This window comes from Actinoplanes sp. NPDC051470 (assembly GCF_040682035.1).
GTDB lineage: Bacteria > Actinomycetota > Actinomycetes > Mycobacteriales > Micromonosporaceae > Actinoplanes.
Genome location: NZ_JBFBAA010000011.1, coordinates 187,960 through 208,234, shown reverse-complemented (window position 1 = coordinate 208,234; position 20,275 = coordinate 187,960). Strand labels below are relative to the sequence as shown.

Annotated in this window: 16 protein-coding genes; 6 read left to right on the top strand and 10 right to left on the bottom strand. The window is 73.2% G+C overall.

Features of this window, described 5'->3' with window-relative positions; all coding sequences use genetic code 11:
* Positions 1 to 17: 17 nt before the first annotated feature.
* Together AB0M54_RS21175 and AB0M54_RS21170 are read right to left on the bottom strand one after the other, a co-directional pair.
* Entirely contained in the window at positions 18 to 662 is a 645-nt protein-coding gene (locus AB0M54_RS21175) for a response regulator transcription factor (protein WP_364325731.1), read from the bottom strand.
* Positions 653 to 2,584 carry a histidine kinase gene (locus tag AB0M54_RS21170; protein ID WP_364473205.1) on the bottom strand — a complete coding sequence of 644 codons (1,932 nt, stop codon included), beginning with the start codon at positions 2,582 to 2,584 and terminating at the stop codon, positions 653 to 655. The genes AB0M54_RS21175 and AB0M54_RS21170 overlap by 10 nt, the downstream gene beginning before the upstream one ends.
* A gap of 107 nt (positions 2,585 to 2,691) precedes the next feature.
* Here AB0M54_RS21170 and AB0M54_RS21165 point away from each other — a divergent pair, with 107 nt between their 5' ends.
* Positions 2,692 to 3,243, top strand: a complete 552-nt coding sequence (locus AB0M54_RS21165; RefSeq protein ID WP_364325737.1) for a hypothetical protein — start codon at positions 2,692 to 2,694, stop codon at positions 3,241 to 3,243.
* Here AB0M54_RS21165 and AB0M54_RS21160 read toward each other — a convergent pair whose 3' ends face one another.
* Positions 3,244 to 4,887: a protein kinase gene (locus tag AB0M54_RS21160; RefSeq protein ID WP_364325740.1), complete on the bottom strand. Its 1,644-nt coding sequence runs from the start codon at positions 4,885 to 4,887 to the stop codon at positions 3,244 to 3,246.
* 118 nt (positions 4,888 to 5,005) lie between these two features.
* On the opposite strand from AB0M54_RS21160, the gene AB0M54_RS21155 reads away from it, so the two are divergent.
* Together AB0M54_RS21155 and AB0M54_RS21150 are read left to right on the top strand one after the other, a co-directional pair.
* Positions 5,006 to 5,524: a DUF4188 domain-containing protein gene (locus tag AB0M54_RS21155; RefSeq protein ID WP_364325743.1), complete on the top strand. Its 519-nt coding sequence runs from the start codon at positions 5,006 to 5,008 to the stop codon at positions 5,522 to 5,524.
* Positions 5,517 to 6,017 carry an NUDIX domain-containing protein gene (locus AB0M54_RS21150; RefSeq protein WP_364325746.1) on the top strand — a complete coding sequence of 167 codons (501 nt, stop codon included), beginning with the start codon at positions 5,517 to 5,519 and terminating at the stop codon, positions 6,015 to 6,017. The genes AB0M54_RS21155 and AB0M54_RS21150 overlap by 8 nt, the downstream gene beginning before the upstream one ends.
* A gap of 141 nt (positions 6,018 to 6,158) precedes the next feature.
* Here AB0M54_RS21150 and AB0M54_RS21145 read toward each other — a convergent pair whose 3' ends face one another.
* The 5 genes from AB0M54_RS21145 to AB0M54_RS21125 all read right to left on the bottom strand — a co-directional run bounded on the left by AB0M54_RS21145 (position 6,159) and on the right by AB0M54_RS21125 (position 10,911).
* On the bottom strand, positions 6,159 to 7,298 hold the full coding sequence (locus tag AB0M54_RS21145; protein ID WP_364325749.1) for a YibE/F family protein: 1,140 nt from the start codon (positions 7,296 to 7,298) through the stop codon (positions 6,159 to 6,161).
* A 53-nt stretch (positions 7,299 to 7,351) separates the two neighbouring features.
* On the bottom strand, positions 7,352 to 8,494 hold the full coding sequence (locus tag AB0M54_RS21140) for a tetratricopeptide repeat protein (RefSeq protein WP_364473203.1): 1,143 nt from the start codon (positions 8,492 to 8,494) through the stop codon (positions 7,352 to 7,354).
* A 66-nt stretch (positions 8,495 to 8,560) separates the two neighbouring features.
* Positions 8,561 to 9,532, bottom strand: a complete 972-nt coding sequence (locus AB0M54_RS21135; RefSeq protein WP_364325755.1) for an NlpC/P60 family protein — start codon at positions 9,530 to 9,532, stop codon at positions 8,561 to 8,563.
* A 147-nt stretch (positions 9,533 to 9,679) separates the two neighbouring features.
* A complete protein-coding gene (locus AB0M54_RS21130) occupies positions 9,680 to 10,567 on the bottom strand; it encodes a M56 family metallopeptidase (RefSeq protein ID WP_364473201.1) in 888 nt (295 codons plus the stop codon).
* Positions 10,564 to 10,911, bottom strand: a complete 348-nt coding sequence (locus AB0M54_RS21125; RefSeq protein WP_364325761.1) for a BlaI/MecI/CopY family transcriptional regulator — start codon at positions 10,909 to 10,911, stop codon at positions 10,564 to 10,566. Before AB0M54_RS21125 ends, AB0M54_RS21130 begins: the two co-directional genes overlap by 4 nt.
* 75 nt (positions 10,912 to 10,986) lie before the next feature.
* Between AB0M54_RS21125 and AB0M54_RS21120 the strand changes: the two genes are divergently transcribed.
* From AB0M54_RS21120 to cydC, 3 genes are all read left to right on the top strand, one after another.
* Entirely contained in the window at positions 10,987 to 12,330 is a 1,344-nt protein-coding gene (locus AB0M54_RS21120; RefSeq protein ID WP_364473199.1) for a cytochrome ubiquinol oxidase subunit I, read from the top strand.
* Positions 12,331 to 12,339: 9 nt separating this feature from the next.
* Positions 12,340 to 13,320, top strand: a complete 981-nt coding sequence (cydB, locus tag AB0M54_RS21115) for a cytochrome d ubiquinol oxidase subunit II (protein WP_364325767.1) — start codon at positions 12,340 to 12,342, stop codon at positions 13,318 to 13,320.
* An 89-nt stretch (positions 13,321 to 13,409) separates the two neighbouring features.
* The gene (cydC, locus tag AB0M54_RS21110; RefSeq protein ID WP_364473197.1) at positions 13,410 to 17,087 is read left to right on the top strand and encodes a thiol reductant ABC exporter subunit CydC; all 3,678 of its coding nucleotides are present in this window, start codon (positions 13,410 to 13,412) and stop codon (positions 17,085 to 17,087) included.
* Here the strand turns inward: cydC and AB0M54_RS21105 are convergent.
* Both AB0M54_RS21105 and AB0M54_RS21100 read right to left on the bottom strand, forming a co-directional pair.
* Positions 16,980 to 19,187: a bifunctional diguanylate cyclase/phosphodiesterase gene (locus AB0M54_RS21105; protein ID WP_364473195.1), complete on the bottom strand. Its 2,208-nt coding sequence runs from the start codon at positions 19,185 to 19,187 to the stop codon at positions 16,980 to 16,982. The two genes, cydC and AB0M54_RS21105, sit on opposite strands and share 108 nt — an antisense overlap.
* Positions 19,188 to 19,229: 42 nt before the next feature.
* On the bottom strand, positions 19,230 to 20,222 hold the full coding sequence (locus AB0M54_RS21100) for a DNA topoisomerase IB (protein WP_364325775.1): 993 nt from the start codon (positions 20,220 to 20,222) through the stop codon (positions 19,230 to 19,232).
* Between the last annotated feature and the right edge of the window lie 53 nt (positions 20,223 to 20,275).

Here is a 20,275-nt window from a genome sequence, read left to right as displayed (position 1 = left end):
GGTTGGTGCGGGCCGCACTAGGCGCGGAGGAAGGTCAGCACGGCCAGGACGCGGCGGTGTTCGCGCTCGTGCTGGATGAGGCCCAGCTTGGTGAAGATCGAGGTGACGTGGGCCTCGACGGTCTTGACGGCCAGATGCAGGTCGGCGGCGACCGCCCCGTTGGACAGGCCCTGGGCCATCAGCGCGAGCACGGCGCGCTCGCGGTCGGTGAGCGCGTCCAGCGGGTCGCGCTCGCGGCGGCGGGCGACCAGCCGGGCCACGAGTTCGGGGTCGATGACGGTCTCGCCGCGAGCCACCTTCCGCACGTCGGCGCCGAACGCGACGAGGTCGGAGACCCGGTCCTTCAACAGGTAGCCGACGCCGCCGTCGAACTCGGTCATCAGCCGCAGCGCGTGGTGCACCTCGACGTACTGCGAGAGCAGCATCAGGCCGATGTCCGGCGAGGTCGCCCGGATCGCGGCCGCGGTGTCGAGGCCCTCGGCCGCGAACCCGGGCGGCATGCGCAGGTCGATCACCACCACGTCGGGTGGATCGGCGCGCACCCGGGCCAGCAGGGCCGGGCCGTCGCCGGCCTGGCCGGTCACGGTGAACCCGACGTCGGTGAGCACGCGGGCCATGCCCTCGCGGAACAGCACGGCGTCGTCGGCCAGCATCACGCGCACGGGATCACCGTCCGCAACCGGGTGCCGGCCGGGTCGCTCTGCACCGTCAGCCGGGCGTCCAGGGTCGCCAGCCGGTCGGCCAGCCCGGCCAGGCCACCGCCCGCCCGCAGCTCGGCGCCGCCGTGGCCGTCATCGCACACCTCGACGGTCAGCACGTCACCGGCGAGGCCGACCCGGACCACGACGGCCCCGGCGCCGGAGTGCCTGGCCGCGTTCGTCAGCCCTTCGCTGACCACGAAGTACGCGGTGGACTCGATCTCGGCCGGCAACCGCCGGGGCACCGACACGGTCAGCCGGACCGGCAGCGGCGAACGGTCGGCGAGGAACCCGGCCGCGGCCGCCAGCCCGTCCTGGGTGAGGACCGCGGGGTGCAGTCCCCGCGCCATCTCCCGCAGCTCCGCGGTCGCCTCGAGAAGCTGCCGGCGCACGTCGTCGGCCCGGGCCGCGACCTCGGCCGCCCCGGTCGTCGTGGCCAGCCGCACCACCCCGCCGAGCTCCATGGCGACGGTCACCAGGCGCTGCTGCGCGCCGTCGTGCAGGTCACGCTCCAGCCGCCGGCGCGCGGCGTCGCCGGCCGCGACCAGCCGCTGGGCCGTGGCCCGCAGTTCCAGGACCAGCCCGGCCTGGGCGGCCAGGTCACCGACCAGCCGCTGCTCCCCGCCGGACAGGGCCTCGCCCGGCGCCTTGGCCACCGTGATCGCGCCACGGAACCGGCCGTCGTGCCGGATCGGCACGGCCACCAGATCGGACAGCAGGCGCGGGCCGGCCGGCAGCGGCGTCGTGGCGGGCCAGGCCGAGACGGCGCGCAGTTCGCCGGGCGAGCCGGTCCAGAGCACCACCTCCCGCGCTCCGACGGCGTCGGCCACGGTGCCACAGATGCCGTCGAGCACTCCGCCGGCCGGGGCGGTGAAGTGCGCCGACAGCCGGGACAGGGCCTCGTAGGGGGTGGCCCGACGCCCGTACACGAGCCGGTCGGCCAGCCGCTGGACCCGCGTGCGCAGCGGCTCGAAGGCGACCGCCACGAGACCGGTGGCCAGCAGCGACAGCAGGGTGCCGTACCCGCCGACCAGACGTCCGACGCCGGCCACGACGACGGCGTAACCGGCGGTCACCAGCGCCGCCATCGCCCCGAGGACCAGCGACTTGTTGATCACCGGGTCGATGTCGTAGAGCCGGTGCCGGAGGATCGCGGCGCCGGCCGCCACCGCCAGCAGCGGCACGGTCAGCGTGCCGGGGACCGGCGAACCCCAGACCACCAGACCGGCCACCATGACCGCGGCCGACACCGCCGCCGCGTACAGGAACCAGCGCATCTGGCGGGCCTCGTCGCCACGGGCCCGCCACACCCGCACCGCCACGCAGGCCACCCAGGTCAGCTGGGACAGCAGGTAGACCACGGGACGGGCGACGCGGTAGAAGGCGTCCGCGACCGGCAGGCCGGGAAGGCCGAGCGGATGAGCCGCGACCAGGCCGGTACGCGCGTACTCGACCGGCCACAGCGCCGAGACCGTCGCCAGCACGAGCCCGGCCCCGGCCAGGACGGCGGCGACCGGCACCCACCCGCGGGACGGCAGGCGGCCGGTCGGGAAGCACATCACCGCGAGGCCGATCAGCACCAGCACCAGCGGCAGCGGCCAGACCCCGAGCCAGCCGATCCACGAGGCGCCCGGCAACCGGCCGGCGTGCAGGCCGTACTGCCGTCCGGCGAACATCACCGCGTGCGCGACGCCGACCGCGACGAACAGCCGGCCCTCGCGGTGGCCGGGGCGGCGGTGGACCACGTACGTCCCGACGGCGGTGAACGACACGGCGATCAGCCCGTTGTGCAGGTTGCCGACGTGGAGGCCGAGCGCGAAGCCGCCGGCGACCAGCACGGCGGTCACCGCACCGGCCGCCCAGCGCAGCGCCCACCGGAGGATCACGTCTGTATCGTGCCAGCGCCGGACCCCGCTGTGACCAGGGTTAACCCGGCGATTGCCCGAGGGCCGGCCCCGATGACCGGCCGGGTCGTGGCGCCGAGAGTGGAACCATGACTTCCACTCCCCTGGAGCGCGTGCTCACCGCGTCGCTCGTCGTCGCACCCGCCGTCTATCTGATCGCCGACCTGCTGTACGCGACCCGCGGCTGGGACGACCCCACCGCCGGCGTGGTCCACGTCCTCGGCGCCGTCGGCTACCTCCTGGTCATGGTCCGCCTCGCGACCCTCGGCCACGGCGTCCTGGCCGCGGTCCTGCTCGTGGCCGGCGCGTTCGGCGCGGCCGGTGACGTCGCGTACGGCTTCAACACGATCCACGTCTCGCTGGGCGACACCGACCTGGTCGACGCGGCCGGCGCCGCCGTGCTGATCAAGCCCCTCGGCCTGTGTTTCCCGCTCACCCTGCTGCTCGGCGCCCTGGTCCTGCGCCGGCTCGCGCCGACCTGGACCGTCGTCCTGCTCGCGGTGAGCGCGCTGCTCTGGCCGGTGGCTCACATCGCGAACGTCGGCTGGCTGGCCGTGCTGGTCAACGCCGCGCTCGTCGCGGTGTTCGGCGTGGTCGCGGCCGTCCTGACCCGCTCGCCGGCCCCGGTACCGGCCGGCTGATCACCAGGCGACGACGCCCTGGCGGCTGGGCTGGAGGGTGCCCAGCTGGAGTGAGGTCATGGCGATGCGGGGGGTGCCTGGGTCGGGGAAGCCGTCCATCTGGGCGACCACGCCGGTGGCCGAGGACTCCAGGCTCGCGCGGAACGTGCTGGCGGCGGGGCATTCGTTGCGGTCGCAGGCCACCCACTTCATGCCCTGGAAGGCGCCGCCGCCGGGGAACAGGGTCGTGTCGAGGGCCTCGCCGGGCTCGTCGACCGAGGCGGTGCGCACGTCGATGCGCCCGTCGGCGGCGTCGTAGAGGCGGACGAACACCCGGCCGTCGACCCGGCAGCGGTCACCGGACTCGTTGACCACCGAGATCAGGGCCCGGTGGGTGCCGGGGGCGTCGGGGGTGTCGTCCTGGGCGGAGATGGTGACGCTGACGTCGGCGCTCTTGCACAGGCGGACCTTGGGCCGGGCCTTGGACGGCGCCACCGACGGGGCGTCGTCCTGCGGCGGCTTCGGTTTGTCGGTGGCGGAGGGGCTCGCGGCGGGGGCGGCCCTCGACGCGACGGCCGACGGCGCGGGCGGGCTGGGGGCGTTCTCGACCGAGGAGGACGGCGCGGGGGCCAGGGCCGCGGGACTGTCCGCCTCGACCAGTTGCCGCATCGGGGTGAACGCCAGCAGACCGGCGAGCACGATGCCGATCAGGGCGACGGCGGCCAGGATGGGGGCGGTGCGGCCCCAGCGGCGGCGGTCCGACACAACCGTGGTGGCGTTGCTCGCCGCCGCCACCGGTTGCCGGACGGCCTGGGCGGCGTGCCGCAGCTCGGGGGTGTCGCCGGCGCCGCCCGCGGCCACCAGCATGTCGAGCAGCTCGGCGGCGGTCGGCCGGCGGGCCGGGTCCTTGTCGAGGGTCAGCGCGACGATGTCGCGCAGCGGCGCGGGCAGGTCGCCCAGGTTCGGCTGCTGGGTGAGGATGCGCGCGGCGGTCGCGGCCGCGGAGTCGCCGTTGAAGGGGGTACGCCCGGTGCCCGCGTACGTGACGACAACACCCCACGCGAACACGTCGGCGGCCGGGCCGACCGCGCGGGCCGAGTCGGCGTCGAAGCGCTCGGGCGCCATGTAGGCGACCGTGCCGACCATCTGGTCGGTGCCGGTGTGCTGGCTGGTCGCCTCGAAGGCGCGGGCGATGCCGAAGTCGATCACCTTCGGGGTGCCCAGCGAGAACAGGACGTTCCGGGGCTTGAGGTCGCGGTGGATCACCCCGGCGCCGTGGATGGCGGCCAGGGCGGTCGCCACGCCGACGGCCACGCTGTACAGGTTGCCGCCGGACAGCCGGCCGTGATCGGCGACGACGTCGGCCAGGCTGGGGCCGTCGACGTACTCGACGACCAGGTAGGGGGTCTCGTGGTCGGCGTCGGCGTCGAGCAGCTCGGCCGTGCAGAACGGCGGCACCTGGCGGGCCCGGTTCACCTCACTGCGGAAACGGGCGCGGAACTCTTCTTCGTACGCCAGCTCAGGCTTGATGATCTTGATCGCCACGGGCCGGCCGCCGGGGGCGCGGCCCAGGAAGACCGTGCCCATGCCGCCCTGGCCGAGGCGGCTCTCGAGTCGGTAGACACCGATCCCACGCGGGTCGGTCGGTCGCAGCGGGCCCCTCATCGACCGGAACGATACTACGGACGAATCCGGCGGGCTCGTCGGCGGACATCAGTACATGATCTGGAGTGCCGTGGGGCATCCGCCCCCATTATGGACGATGCGGACCTAGCCTTCACGAGTGCTGCTTGACAGTGTGCGACTGCTGTTTCACCCGGAGTGGATGCGCGACCGCGGACCGGCCGGCGTCCGCCCCGGGAAGGTGGCGCCCGGCAACGGCGAGCCCATCGTGGTGTTCCTGTTCGGCATCCGGATCAACCGATGGCGCCAGGTGCGGCGGTGGCTGCCGCTGCTGCTGAGCGTGGCCGGGATGCTCCGCGACCTCGCCGCGGCGCCGGACAGCGGCCTGCTCGGCTACCGGCTGCTCCTCGGGCCGGGGCCACGGCAGGCGATGGTCGTGCAGTACTGGCGCAGCCCGGCCGACCTGCACCGGTTCGCCCGTGGAGCGGCCCACGACGACGCGCGGCGACGCTACTGGTGGCACTACGGGGCCGGGGACGGCGTGGGCGTGTGGCACGAGCTGATCCACTCCCCCTCGGGCGCACACCACGCCATGTACGGCAACATGCCGCCGATGGGCCTCGGCGCCGTGCGGCCGGTGCGCCCCGAGGAATGGCAGTACGTTTCTTCCCGTGGATGAGCTGATCGACGTCGTGGACGAGCAGGACCGGGTGGTCGGGCGGGCGCGGCGGAGCGAGGCGTACGCGCGCCGGCTGCGTCATCGGTGCTCGTTCATCCTGGTGCGCGACGCCGGCGACCGGATCTTCGTGCACCGGCGTACGGCCACCAAGCAGGTGTTCCCGTCGCTGCACGACATGTGGGTCGGCGGGGTGGTCGGGGCCGGCGAGACGTACGACGAGGCCGCCCGGCGCGAGGCCGAGGAGGAACTCGGGGTCACCGGGCTGCCCCGGCCGACGCCGCTGTTCAAGTTCCTCTACGAGACCGGCGAGCACGCGTGGTGGTCGGCGGTCTATCAGGTGCGGTGTACGCAGCCCGTCCGGCCGCAGGTCGAAGAGGTCGCCTGGCACACGTTCCTCACCGACGAGGAGCTGACGGCCAGGCTGGACGACTGGGACTGGGTGCCGGACGGGCTGGCCGCCTACCGCGAGCTGCTCAGGCGGGTCAGTCCTTGATGTCGTGCCGGGTGATCTCGCCGGAGACGGCGTCGATCCGGATCCGGTGCTCGTAACGCCCGTTCTGGATCTCGCGATCTCGTCGGAGTTGCCGAACTTGATCGGCGGCAGCGGTTGACCAATGTGCGAGCGCGACGGCGCTCAGCGGGCGTGCCGGGCGTGGCCCCGGACCGGGTGCCGGCCGGCGGCGCCGGGGCGCAGGTCGGCGACCAGCGTGGCCAGGGCCGTGGTGATCGGCACCGAGGCGACCAGGCCGATCGTGCCGACCGCGCTGCGCAGGATCTCCTGGACGATCAGCTCGCTGGTCAACAGCTGCCCGAGCGGCTGGTCGGTGGCGGCGATGAGCAGGAGCAAGGGCAGGGAGGCCCCGGCGTACGCCAGGACGATGGTGTTGACCGCCGACCCGACGTGGGCCCGGCCGACCCGGATCGCCGACGCGTACAACTCACGCCGCGACGACCGGCCGGCGGCGGCCATCTCGCCGACCGTCACCGCCTGGGTGACCGTCACGTCGTCCAGCACCCCGAGCGCGCCGATCACGATGCCGGCCAGCAGCAGGCCGCGGGTGTCCAGGTTCGCGCGCGTGGCCGACAGGTACGCCGCGTCGTCGCTGCCCACGCCGCTGAGGCTGAGCAGCGCGGTGAAGGCGGTGCCGAGCAGGCCGGTCAGCACCAGGCTGGCCAGCGTCCCGGCCACCGCGACCGAGGTGTGCGTGTTCACGCCGTGCGTGAGGTACAGCGCCGCGAACATGATCGCCGCGGCGCCGACCACGGCGACCAGCAGCGGCGGCGAGCCGTCCAGGATCGCCGGCAGCACGAAGAACAGCAGCACCAGGAACGACACCGCGAGGCCGGCCAGGCTGGTCAGCCCGCGCCACCGCCCGAACGCCACGATCACGGCCACCGCCAGCGCGATGAGGACGACCAGGGGCATCCCCCGCTGCTGGTCGATCACCGAGTAGACCCGGCCGCCGGGCACCGCGTCGGGGAAGTACAGCAGGACCACGTCGTCACCGACCGACAGCCGGGGCGCGCCGGGGCCCTGCGGCAGGTCGACGATGGTGGTGCTGCCCGCGCCGGGACCGGTGGTGACCCGGACCGCGGCCGTGCCGCACGGCGGGGCGCCGGCGTCCGGCGGGCAGGCCTGCTCGGAGATCGCGGTGACCTCGCCGGACGCGCGCTGCCCGCCGTCGTCGACCGGCGCCTCGGTGACGCCGCCGGGCCAGAGCACGATCAGGCCGACGAGGGTGAGCACGGCAGCGGGAATCAGCACCGCGAACATGAGGCGGCGCGTGCGACGCGAGGTGGGGGGCACGTCGTGCGTGTGGCTGTGTGTCACTTCTGCTTGGGAGGGTCCTTCCAGGCTTCGCGGAGCTCGCGCTTGGTGGTCTGCCACCACTCGCGCAGCTCGGCGCCGAGCTGACGGAACTGATTGCCGACGTTGCGCAGCGCCCACCTGTGGCCGGGGTCGTCGAGCCGGGCGCCGATCAGCTCGGCCAGGCCGAGCAGCCAGAGGATCGGCATCAGCCCCAGCGCCACCAGCGGCAGCGCGGTCACGGCGCTCACCGCGTACCCGACGAGGAGGGTGACCGACCCGCCGACGGTGACCAGACCGGCGACGACCGCGCGCCGGAACAGGCGTGGGGTGAGGCGCAGGCACCGCCAGGGGGTGGCGCGGGCCGGGATCAGCACCCGTGCGGCCAGGCCGGCGACGCCCAGCGCGAAGCCGGCCGCGAGCACCCGCCCCCACCACCAGCCGGCCAGGGCGGGCACCACGACCAGCACGACCGCCGGGCCGAGCCAGCGGCGGAGCGCGCTCAGCAGGCTGCGCATCGGCCACGTCATGGAGAGCACGTCGGGATGGGCCGGGTCGTCCCGGGCCACGCCGCGCAGGCCGCGCATCGACCGGCCGACCTTGAGCCGCTCGGCGTCCAGCATCGCCATCAGCCACCGGCCGTACGGGTGGGCCGGGTCGTAGGCCAGCGCCCGCCGGGCCATCTCGGTCGCGGCCTTCCGCTCCCCCGCGTCCCGTTCCACCCCGGCCAGGGTGAGCAGGCTCTCCACCGAGTCCGGGCCGAGCGTCAGGGCCCGCCGGGCGGCCGCGCGGGCGTGGTCGTGGCGACGGGCCCCGGCCAGCGCCCGGGCCAGCACCCGGTGACAGTACGGATCATGCGGGTCCAGGCGTACCGCCTCGCTCGCCGAGACGATCGCCTCGTCGTCGCGCAGCATCGCCAGCAGGCTCTCGGCCCGCTCGGCGTGCGGCCCGGCCAGCAGCGGATCGGCGGCCAGGGCGGCGTCGCAGACGGCCACCGCGCCCGGGTAGTCGAGCCGCATCCGCAACACGTAGCCCAGCAGCACCAGCAGGTCGGCGTCGCCGGGCGCCTCGGCGAGACCGTCGCGCAGCAGCCGCTCGGCGTCCGCGTACCGGCCCAGCTCGGCCAGGTTGCGCGCCCTGCGGGAGATCACCGCCACGGTCATGGCACCAAATTATGCACCGGAAGGGTTCATCGCCGCGTCGCCCGGCCGAGCGCCCTGGTCGGCGTCCTAGCCCGGCCGGCGGTAGCCGATGGCCCCCATCCGGTCGACGTCGGTCATGCGCACGTGGTCACCGGTGTGCGGCGCGTGCACGATCTTGTTCCCGCCGACGTAGATCCCCACGTGGTGTGGATAGAAGACCAGGTCGCCGGGTTGCAGATCACCGCGGCTGATCGGCCGGCCCTGGCCGATCTGGGCCCCGGTGTAGTGGGTGAGGTGCACACCGACCGCGTTCCACGCCGCCATGGTGAGGCCGGAGCAGTCGTAGCCGCCCGGCCCGATGGCGCCGAAGACGTAGGGCGTGCCGATCAGGCTGCAGGCCTTCTGGGCGGCCCGGTTGCCCTTCTCCTTGGTGTACGTCGCCGGGCAGGGGCCGAGCCGCAGCGGGCCGTCGTCGCCGGTCTTGCCGTACGCCGCGAGCCGCAGCGTCTGGAGCTGGTCGACCTTCTTCTGAATACCGGCCTTGGACCGGGCCAGGCCCACGTCCTGGGCGGCCAGCGCCTTGGTCAGCGTGTCCAGGTCCTGCTTGTCCTGGCTCAGCCGGTCTCTGAGCGTGACGACGTCCTTGACCGAGTTGCGCTGGTGCTTCGCGTACTGGTCGAGGAACTCGAGCTTGTCGGTCAGGCCCTGCGCGTTGCCGGTGAGGATCATCGCCTTCACCGCGGACGGCGAGCCCTGCATGTAGGTCTGCGCGGCCATCCCGCGCACCTGGCCCATCGCGACGTTGACCTGGACCTCGAGCGGGGTCAGCCGCTTCTGGATGGCCTGGAGCTTCCGGCGGTTGGCCTGGAGTTCGCCGTGCACCTTGTTGTACTGCTCGATGACCGGCTCGAGCTTGTCCCACTGCTGGTCGATCTGCTTCTCGACGTTCGACGGCGTGGGCTCGGCCAGCACGCCGGGGGAAGCGAGCGCCGGCTTCGGGATGACGATCACGGTCGCAAGGACGGCGAAGACGCAGAGCAATCGGCGTGCGCGGCTCACGAAGGTGGTCGGTCCTTTCGCTCAGCCGCCGAGGTTCGGGCGGCGGTTTCGCGGATCGACCGGGGTCGGTCGATAGGGGAACCGCGGAACCGCGGATCACCGTACTCCGCCGCTCTGGCGTTCGGAAACCGTGCCGTGACCCTTTACTCAGAGTGGCCAGTTGCTGACCGCGACACTGAGCCACGGGACGACTACCACGAGCGTGGGCAGCACCAACAGCGCCACCGCTCCGACCAGGACAATCACGGAGAGTGCCACCGATCGGGGTGGCGGATCGGTCAATCGGGACAGTCGCCGGTCCCGTCCCGCGCCGCCCGCTTCGTCGCCCCCGTCGCTCAGCAGAGTGAGCGCCCCGCGCACGGATGCGGCGCCGGACCGGCGCGCGGCCGCATCGTCGGCGACCATTTCGAGCAGCAGCCGGACGGCGTCGAGGGGAGCGCGGGACCGCAGCGGACGGGGCACGGCCTGGTAGAACGCCGTGAACGACTCACGCACCAGCTCGTGCCGGTGCCGCAGGTGGGCCTGCTCGTGGGCGATCACCGCGGCGATCTGTGTGGCGTTGAGCACATCCAGCGCTCCGCCGCTCAGAACGACCCGCGGCGAGCGCCCGGCGACGCAGTAGGCCAGCGGCTGTGCGCCGTCCAGGACCCGCAGCCCCTCGACGTCCAGACCGTGTCGTTGCTCGGCCCGGTCGAGCAGGTCGACCAGCAGCCGGTGCCGGGCCCGGCGGGCGCGCGACCGCCACATCACCCCGCCCAGCGAGATCAGCAGCCGCAGCACGATCACCGCGGCCACGGCCAGCGCGGCGATCAGCGCGACGATGGCGATCTGGCGGTCGCCACGGAACGCGCGGATCAACTCCTCCGGTCCGGCCAGCACGACACCCAGCGCGCACAGCACACCGGCGAGCGTGATCGCCTGCCAGAGCACGACGGCCGGCGCCGGGGCGCGGTCGGGCCACCGGGCGGCGGCCAGCAGACCCGGCGCGACCAGCGAGAGCAGCAGGCCGAGCGCGCCGAGCAGGAGCGCCGTCACTCGCCCTTGCGGGCGGCCTCGATGGCCGCCGTCAACGCGTCCGGGGACAACTGGCCGACGAAGTAGGCGAGCGCCGCGTCCTTGTCGGGGGTGTCGGCCAGAGCATCCATCATCAGGCCGGCGGTCATCTGCTCGCGGGTCTGCGCCGGGGCGTAGAGCCAGGCCCGGCCGTCCCGCTCGCGGGTCACCACGCCCTTCTTGGCCAGCCGGTCGAGGACGGTCATCACGGTCGTGTACGCGAGGTCGCGGCCGCGCAGCCGCTCGTGCACGTGACGCACGCTCAGCGGCCCGGCGCTCTCCCACAACTGGGTCATGACCTCACGTTCCAGGTCTCCGAGCGGCATGTGAGCGAGTCTACTGCACGCCGTCGTACTACGCGGCGTAGTATCTACTACGGAACGTCGTAGAGAGGTGTCCTGATGGACGTGCTGGACCTGACCCGGCTGCAGTTCGCGGTCGTCACGATCTACCACTACTTCTTCGTGCCGATGTCGATCAGCCTGGCCGGGATCGCCGCGGGGCTGCAGATCGCCTGGCTGCGTACGAAACGGGAAGAGTTCCTGACCCTCACCAAGCTGACCGGGAAGTTGCTGATCATCACGTTCGCGGTCGGCGTGGTCACCGGGCTGGTGCAGGAGTTCCAGTTCGGGATGGGCTGGAGCGCGTTCGCCACGTTCTACGGCGACGTGTTCGGGCCGACGCTCGCGATCGAGGGGATGCTCGCGTTCTTCCTCGAGGCGACGTTCCTGGCCTTCTGGTACTTCGGCTGGGAACGACTGCCGCGCCCGGTCCACCTCGCGACGATCATCGTGGTCTCGGTGGGCACCATGCTGTCCGCGTTCATCATCCTGGCCGGCAACTCGTTCATGCAGAACCCGGTGGCGTACGCGCTGGACCCGGTGACCGGCCGCGCCCAGCTCTCCTCGTTCAGCGAGCTGCTGCTGAACAAGGTCAACCTGGCCGCCTTCCCGCACACGATGGCCGGCGCGGTCATGGTCGGCGGTTCGCTCATCCTGGCCATCGGGGTCTGGCGCGAATTCGGCGTGTACGCCCGCCTCGGCGCGTGGCTGACCCTGATCGGCGGCGCGCTGACCGCCCTGACCGGCGACCACCTCGGCAAGGTCATCACCGAGGTCCAGCCGATGAAGATGGCCGCCGCCGAGGCCCTCTACTCGACCACCACCGGGGCGCCGTTCTCCCTCTTCGCCGTCGGCGACTCGTTCCGCGTCGACATCCCCTACCTGCTGTCCATCCTGGCCAAGGGCTCACCCACCTCGACCGTGCAGGGCATCGACGACCTCCAGGCGCAGTACGTCGCCCAGTACGGTCCCGGCAGCTACGTGCCGATGATCCCGGTCGCGTTCTGGTCGTTCCGCCTGATGATCGGCGTCGGGATGCTGGCCGCCGCGGTCGCCGCGCTGTACCTGTTCCTGGGGCGGCGCGGGCGCACCCCGCACCGGTGGCTGCTGCGCTGGCTGCCGCTGATCCCACTGCTGCCGACCGCCGCCAACGCGATCGGCTGGATCTTCACCGAGACCGCGCGGCAGCCGTGGCTGGCGTTCGGGCTGACCACGGTGGCCGAGGGGATCTCACCCGGCCTGACGCGGGCCGAGGTGATCGCTTCGCTGGCCGGTTTCACCCTGGTGTACGGGGTGCTGGCCGTGGTCTGGCTCCGGCTGGTGCGGCACGTGTGCCGTGATGATTCCTCGTCCTCGTCCTCGTCCCCCGCCCAGCCACTCGTTTCTTCCACCTCGTCGTACTAGGAGCCAACCATGATCACCTTCTGGTTCGCGCTGGTCGTGCTGGCCTGGGTGCTCTACTTCGTACTCGAAGGCTTCGATTTCGGGGTCGGGATCCTCGCACCCCTGCTCGGCCGGGACGATCACGAGCGCGGGGCGGCCATCCGCACGGTCGGCCCGTTCTGGGACGGCAACGAGGTGTGGCTGGTCGCGGCCATCGGCGTCACCTTCGCGGCCTTCCCCGCCTGGTACGCGGCCCTGCTGTCCGGCCTCTACCTGCCGTTCGCGCTCGTCCTGCTGCTGCTGGCGATCCGGGGCGTCGCCCTCGAATTCCGGGGCAAACACTCGTCCGCCGCCTGGCGACGACGGGCGGAGTGGGCGCTCTTCGGCTCGTCGGCCGGGGTGATGCTGCTGTGGGGTGCGCTGCTCGCCGTGTTCGCCCGGGGGCTGGCCCTGGACGCCGCGGGATCGGTGACCGGGTCCGGGCTTTCGCGCAGCCTCGGCCCGCTGGGGAACGCCTGGTCGCTCCTCGGCGCGGCACTCGCCCTGGGCGGGGCGGTGCTGCTCGGGGCGACGTTCCTGGGCCTGCGAACGACCGGCCCCGTGCGGCGGCGGGCCCGGCGGGTGGCGGTGGGCGCCGGCCTGTTCCTGGCCGTCCTGACCTTCGCCGCCGGGTGGGCCATGTCCAGCCGGCCCCTGCTGGTCGGGGCGATGGTCGCGCTCGGTGTGACGATCCTGGCCCGGGCCGGGCGAGAGTCAACCGCCTTCGTGGGTACGGCCGTGGGCACGGCCTTCGCGGTCGCCATGATCCTGACCAGCCACGGCGACGTGGTGCTGCCGAGCACGCTGAACGAGGCGTGGTCGCTGACCCGGACCTCCGCCGCGGCCACCGATTCGACGTTGCGGCTGCTGACCATGGCCGGGCTGATCATCCTGCCCGGGGTGCTCGCCTACCAGGCGTACTCCTACTGGGTCTTCCGCCGCCGCGTCGCCAGCGAACGGATCCCGTCATGAGCGCCCCTCCCCCTTCCGCGCCTTCCCCTTACGCGGGCTCTTCCCCCGCGGCCTCTTCGCGTGGCCGGGGGCCGGTTGATCCGCGGTTGATGCGGCATGCGCGGGCGGCTCGGGCCGGGGTGGGGCTGCTCGCGCTGATCGGCGCGGCGCACGCCGGGACGGCGCTGATGCTGGCCTTCGGCCTGACCGCGGTGGTGGCCGGCTCCCGGACGACCGGCCTGCTGCTGGTGGCCCTGGCCTACCCGGTGCGCGCGCTGCTCACCTGGGCCGAACAGGTGGTCGCCCAGCGCACCGCCGCCCGCGCCACCGACCAGCTGAGGCGCTCCACCCTGGCCGCCACCCTGCGACACGGCCCGGCGTGGGTGGCGCGCTACGGCAGCGGCCGCCTCACCGCCGCCCTCACCACCGGACTGGACGCGCTGCGCCCATGGTTCGCCGGCTACCTGCCCGCGGTCATCCTCGGCGCGGCCCTCCCGCCCCTGGTCGTCATCGCCATGGCGTTCGTCGACCCGGCCTCCGCGGTGATCACCGTCCTGACCCTCCCCCTGGTGCCGGTGCTGGGCGCCCTGATCGGCTGGGCGACCCAGGCCCGCGCGAAACAACGCTGGGACGAGGACGCCCGCCTGGCCGGCCACTTCCTCGACGTCGTGCAGGGCTTGGCCACGCTACGCGTATTCGGGCGGGCCGACCGTCAGACCCGGGTCGTGGCCGAGATGACCGACCGGCACCGGAGCGCGACGATGCGGGTCCTGCGGGTGGCCTTCCTGTCGTCGACGGCGCTGGACCTGCTGGGGACGCTGTCGGTGGGGCTCATCGCGGTCGGCGCCGGGCTGCGGGTGGCGGCCGGAGACATGGGGCTGGCGCCGGCGTTGCTGGTGATCCTGCTGGCGCCCGAGGCTTACCGGCCACTGAGGGAGGCGGCCGCCCGCTATCACGCCAGCGCGGCGGCTTCAGCTGTGATCGGTGACATCGACGAGGTCCTGGCCTCCCCCGAGCCCATGGCCGCGCCCTCATCGCCCACAGCTCGCGACCCCCGCTGCCCCGCCGAACCGGCCGCCGCGCCGCCACCGCCCGCCGCCCAAAACTCCCGCGGCCTCGCCGAGCCCACACCGTTCACAGCCGGCCGCTTCCGCACTTCAGCAGAGCATGTGGCCGCGGCCTCGTTGTCCACAGTCGAGGACGGCGGCCCCGTCCTGTGGACAGAGCGCGAAAATCGTCGTACCGCGCTGCTACCTTCCGACCCACCCAGTGACTGGGTGGGGGAGGTGGCGGCGGCCGCGAAACCCGCCGTTGATCTTGGTGGAGCGATCGGCGCGGGCGAGGCGGGCGTCCGGCTCCAGGCGTACCCGGCCCGCGGGATGAGGGTGGATCCGGGGGCCGCGCCCGGCGTGCGGGCTGAAGGGCTGAGGGTGCGCCATCCCGGGGCGGGCCGGGATGCGCTGCGGCTCGATCGGCTCGTCGTCCAGGGCGGAGAGATTGTCGCGCTGCGCGGGTTCTCCGGCGCGGGCAAGACCACGGCTCTGCGGGTGCTGGCGGGCATTCAAGACCTTGATGCCGGGTACGCCGAGATCGACGGCCCCGAAGCCGTATATCTGCCCCAGCGCCCCACCTTGCCGCATGCCCGGACGGTGGGCGACGTGGCCGGGATCGCCGCACTGCGCGCGGTCGGCCTGGACCGGGAGCTCGAGCTCGACACCCCGCTGGGCGAGCATGGTGCGGGGGTGTCGGCCGGGCAACGGCAGCGGCTGGCGTTGGCGGCCACGCTGAGCCGGGCCTCGGAGGCGCCCCGGGTGCTGCTGCTGGACGAACCTACGGCGCATCTGGACGCCGCCTCGGAACGGCGGGTCATCGCCAAGCTGCGGCTCGCCGCGGATCGGGGATGCGCGGTGCTGGTGGTGGCCCACCGGCCCGCGTTGCTGGCCGCCGCCGACCGCACGGTGCTCGTGGTCAACCACCCCGAGGAAACGTCGGCCGCCACGAGCCCGCACAACACCTCGGCCGCCCCGGAACCGAGCAACACCACGACCCCGGGCGACACCTCGAACGCCACGGAATCGCGCCACACCACGGCCGCCACCGACCAGCACGACACGTCGGCCGGCACGGAGCCGGGAGAGATCGGGGAAACGGGCGCGGGAGAAGCGCCGAAGGCCTGGCTCGCCGCCGCGGCCGTTGTGCTCGGGTGTGGGTCGTGGCTGGCCGGCGTTCTGCTGACGGGGGCGGCCGCCTGGCTGCTCGTGCGGGCGGCGACCTGGCCGCCGGTGTTGACGTTGTCGGCGGCCGTCGTGCTGGTTCGTGGCAGTGCCGTGGCGCGGCCGCTGCTTCGGTATGCGGAACGGCTGGTGTCGCATCAGGTGGCGTTCGCGCGGCTGGGGGCGCGGCGGGCGGCGGTCTACGCGGGGCTCGTGCCGCGGGTGCCGGGGGCCCGGACGCGGCGCCGCGGTGAGCTGCTCACGCGGGTGGTGGACGACGTGGACGCCGACGTGGACGGGCTGCTGCGCGGGTGGCTGCCGGCGCTCGCGGCCGCGGGGGCGGCGGTCGCCGGGGCGGGCGTGGTCGCGGCGGTGCGGCCGGCGGCGGCGATTCCGGTGGTGGCGGGGATGGTGGTCGCGGGGGTGCTGGCGCCGGCCCTGGGGAATTGGCTCGAGGCGAGACGAGAGCGGGGTACGGAGGAAGCACGCGCCGCGCTGCGGGACTCCGTGGTGGAGACGGTGGACGGGATCGAGGAGTTGCGCGGCTCGGGTGCTCTGGGCGTACCGGAGGAGCGGAGCCGTCGCCTGGCCGCGCGGGAAGCGCGGGCGGCGCGGGAAGCCGGACTCGCCGCGGCGCTCGGCCATCTCGGGTGGGGGGTCGCGGTGGCGGGGGCGGCGTGGGCGTTGCCGCCGGGTGGCGGGCTGTCGCGGGAGTGGGCGGCGGTGCTGCTGCTGGCGGTGGTGGCGCTGGCCGAGCCGGTCGGGACGCTCCCGGAGGCGGCCCTGGCCCGGCGGCGCGCGCTGGCCGCCCGCCGTCGCCTCGCCGACCTGACCCCGGCCGCCGCCCCTGGTGGACAAGCGGCTGTGGCACCGAGCACGGAAGAAAAGGGCGTCGTCATCACGGGACTTGTCGCGGGGTGGGACGGGGTGGCCCTGAACGGGCTCGACCTCGAGCTCCCGGCCGGCTCCCGCACGGCCATCCTCGGGCCGTCCGGCAGCGGCAAGTCGACCCTGGCGGCCGTCCTGGCCCGCTTCCTGACGCCGACGGCCGGCACCGTCACGCTGGGCGGGACGAGGATCGGTGACATCCCGGAGGACGACTTCCGGAAGCTCGTGGTGCTGGTCGGCGACGAGACGGAGCATGTGTTCGCCTCGACCGTGCGGGAGAACCTGCGTCTGGCCAAGGTGGACGCCACCGACGACGAACTCCGGGCCAGCCTGCACCGGGTGGGGCTGGAGCTGGAGCTCGACCGGCGGCTGGGTACGGGCGGCTCCACGATTTCGGGCGGGCAACGCAAGCGGCTGGCCACCGCGCGCGCCCTGCTGGCCGACCCGGCCGTGCTGATCCTGGACGAGCCGACCGAGGCGCTGGACGCGGCCGGCGCCGAGGCGTTGATGGCCGACCTGCTGAGCGCCACGAGCGAAAAAGCCAGGACCGTGCTGGTGCTGACCCACCGGACGGACGGGCTACGGCTGGCGGGTCGCGTACTCCAGATCGGTGAGATCCAGGTCGGCGGGCCGAGTCGGGCGGGCGTACCGGAAGCCCTGGCCGGTGGTGCAGCCCAGCGCCAGTAGTTCGGCCGCCTGCTCGTCGGTCTCGATGCCCTCGGCGATCGTGGTCAGGTGCAGGACGTGGCTGAGCCGGATGATCGCCTCGGTGATCGCCGAGCCTTCGGGGGTGCCGTTGAGTTCGGCCACGAAGCTGCGGTCGATCTTCAGGATGTCGACCGGCAGGCGGGTCAGGTAGTGCAGCGAGCTGTAGCCGGTGCCGAAGTCGTCGACGGCGATCCGGATGCCGTGGCCGCGGAGGGTGCCCAGCATGGCGATGGCGGCCTGGTCGACGATGGCCGACTCGGTGACCTCGAGGACCAGGGACGACGGCGCGATGCCGGTGCGGCGGACGATGGCGAGGATGTCGTGCACCAGGGTGGGTTCCTGAAGCTGGCGCGGGGACAGGTTGACGCTGATGTAGGTCAGCCGGTTCCAGGCGGCGAGTTGCCGGCAGGCCTCCTCCAGCACGAACAGGCCGATCTCGGTGATGGCGCCGCTGCGTTCGGCGATCGGGATGAACTGGGCCGGTGACACCAGGCCGTGCACCGGGTGGTTCCAGCGGACGAGCGCCTCGACGGCTACCGGACGGCCGGTGGTCAGGTCGACGATCGGCTGGTAGAGGACGAACAGGTCACGGTCGGGAGCGTTGAGGGCCTCGCTCAGGGCGGCGTCCTCGGCGCGGCGGTCGGTCATGGCCGGGTCGTACGCCCGCCAGCCGTGCGTGCCGGCCCGCTTGACCTGGTACATCGCGAGGTCGGCGCGGCGCAGCAGCTCCTTGGGGGTGTCCTCGGCGTCGCCGGCGGTGAGGCCGATGCTGGCCCGGATCGGCAGGGTGTCCTCGCCGAGCCGCACCGGGTTGGCCGCGGCCATGGTGAGCATCTGCTGGGCGACCGCGCCGGCCTGTTCGGCCGTGGTGACCTCGGTGAGCAGGACGGCGAACTCGTCGCCGCCGATCCGGGCCGCCACGTCGCCGGCGCGGACGACGCTGCGCAGGTGGTGGGCGACCTCGGTGAGCACGATGTCGCCGGCGGCGTGGCCGTACGCGTCGTTGATCAGTTTGAAGCCGTCGAGATCGACCAGGAGCAGCGCGTACGGCTCGTGCCGGCGCAGCGCCCGGCCGATCGCCTCGTCCAGGCCGGTGCGGTTGGCCAGGCCGGTGAGCGCGTCGGTGACGATCTGGTCGCGGCTGTCCCGCAGGGAGATGACCTGCCGCACGGTGATCGCCGCGGCCATCGTGATCAGGCCGAGCACCAGGCCGCCCCAGGGCAGCATGTCGTTCTCCTTGACGGTCACCACGACCATCAGCGAGCCGCCGACCACCATCGCGGCCACCGGCAGCAGGTGGGACCAGCGCAGGTCGGGCCGGGCGGTCCGGTCCGGCTTCTGCTCCGGCTTCTGCTCCGGTACGCGGACCCGCATCGGCGCCACGGTCATCAGCAGGCCGCCGAGCATGATCAGGCACCCGGCGTACGGCGACCGGATCGACATCAGGCGCTGCGACTCGAGGCCGGACCACAGCGCGTCCCCGCTCAGGTAGGCGGCCATGCCGGCGAGCAGCAGCGCCTTCGGCCCGGTGGCGGGCCCGATCGAGCCGCGCAGCAGGGTCACCGCGATCGCGAGCAGCATCAGCAGGTCGCCGACCGGGTAGCCGATGTAGCCGATCCAGGCCAGGTTCGACGTGGTCCCGACGATGGCCGGGTTGATCACGAAGTACCAGACGACCATGAACCCGCCGGCCACCACGGCGGTGGTCTCGGCGAAGAAGGCGACGCGTTCGCGGCCGCGCATCCGCTGGGCGGGCGCGAGGAGCACGGCCAGCGAGAAGAAGCCGAAGGCGCCCAGGCGTACGGTGACGCCGACCCACCACAGGTACTCGGTCCGGGCGAAGCTCTCGGCGGTCAGCAGCGCGAACGTGACGATCGCGCACATCCGCCCCAGGGCGATCATCCGCCACAACGTCATGTCGCCGCGCCGGGCGGCCCGCATCCCGGACACGAACCCGACGATGTCCAGGACCAGCATGACCAGGCCGATCACGTACGGGCGCTGAACCGGGTCGACGAACGACCACACCTGCCCGCCGAGCACCATCAGGATCAGCAGGCCGATCCCCCACCCGCGCACGATCCGGCCCATATCCGCCCGATCGGCCGGCGACGGCCGGATCTAAGCGTCGGACAGCAGGTCGAGCACTTCGCGTTCGGCCTGCTCGCGGGGCGTGCCCGGTTCCACGTCGGCGACCTTGCCGTCGGCGTAGAGGTCGACCAGCCGCGGGTCGACGTACGAGGATCGGGCCACCGCGGGCGTGTTGCCCAGCAGGCCGGCCACCTCCTTCATCGCGTGCGAGACGGCCTTCTTGCGCTTGTTCTCGGTCGGCTGCGGCCCGGCCGCGGCCAGTTCCTCGGCCGCCTTCACGGTGCCGTGCCAGGTCCGGAAGTCCTTGGCCGTCATCTGCTCGCCGCTGATCTCGCGCAGGTACGCGTTGATGTCGTCGGCGTCGACCGTCCGCCACCGCCGGGTGTGCGGATCCCAGAACGCGAACAGCCGCTTCTCGCCGCGCCGGCGCCGTTTGAGCTCGCGCAGCACCGCGCACACCTCGCCGTCGCCGACCGGGGCGGTGTGCTCGACGCCGGACTTGCCGGTGAACTCCAGGAGCATGCAGGCGCCCTGGGTGCGGCAGTGGTCGGGCCGCAGCGTGGACAGGCCGTAGGACGGGTCCTCGTCGCGGTCGGCGTACTGCGCGCCGCCGATCCGGAACATCCCCATGTCGAGCAGCTTGACGATCGCGGCCAGCACCCGGCCCCGGTTGAGGCCACGGCTGGTCAGGTCGGCGGCCAGCCGCTCGCGCATCTCGGGGAGGCGTTCGGCGATCTCCAGGGCGTGGTCGAACTTGGCCTCGTCCTGGGTGCTGCGCCAGACCCGGTGGTAGATGTACTGCTTGCGGCCGGCCACGTCCTTGCCGGTGGCCTGGATGTGCCCGCGCTCGTGCGGGCTGATCCATACCTCGGTCCAGGCGGGCGGGATGACCAGGTCCTTGATGCGCTCCAGGGCGGCGGGATCGGTCAGCCGGGTGCCGTCGGTGTCGAGGTAGCTGAACCCTTTACCACTACGGCGACGGCCGTACCCGGGCTCCGAGAGATTGCTACGCCGAAGACGCATGGCGGGCGGATGCCCGAGATCGACAGCGACAAACATCCGAAGTTCGAGGCTTG

Coding starts and splice junctions, on each gene's coding strand:
- AB0M54_RS21125 (WP_364325761.1), bottom strand. CDS start 10,911: ATGCCGCTCGGAGACCTGGAACGTGAGGTCATGACCCAGTTGTGGGAG.
- AB0M54_RS21145 (WP_364325749.1), bottom strand. CDS start 7,298: ATGTTCGCGGTGCTGATTCCCGCTGCCGTGCTCACCCTCGTCGGCCTG.
- AB0M54_RS21160 (WP_364325740.1), bottom strand. CDS start 4,887: ATGAGGGGCCCGCTGCGACCGACCGACCCGCGTGGGATCGGTGTCTAC.
- AB0M54_RS21165 (WP_364325737.1), top strand. CDS start 2,692: ATGACTTCCACTCCCCTGGAGCGCGTGCTCACCGCGTCGCTCGTCGTC.
- cydC (WP_364473197.1), top strand. CDS start 13,410: ATGCGGCATGCGCGGGCGGCTCGGGCCGGGGTGGGGCTGCTCGCGCTG.
- AB0M54_RS21100 (WP_364325775.1), bottom strand. CDS start 20,222: ATGCGTCTTCGGCGTAGCAATCTCTCGGAGCCCGGGTACGGCCGTCGC.
- AB0M54_RS21120 (WP_364473199.1), top strand. CDS start 10,987: ATGGACGTGCTGGACCTGACCCGGCTGCAGTTCGCGGTCGTCACGATC.
- AB0M54_RS21140 (WP_364473203.1), bottom strand. CDS start 8,494: ATGACCGTGGCGGTGATCTCCCGCAGGGCGCGCAACCTGGCCGAGCTG.
- cydB (WP_364325767.1), top strand. CDS start 12,340: ATGATCACCTTCTGGTTCGCGCTGGTCGTGCTGGCCTGGGTGCTCTAC.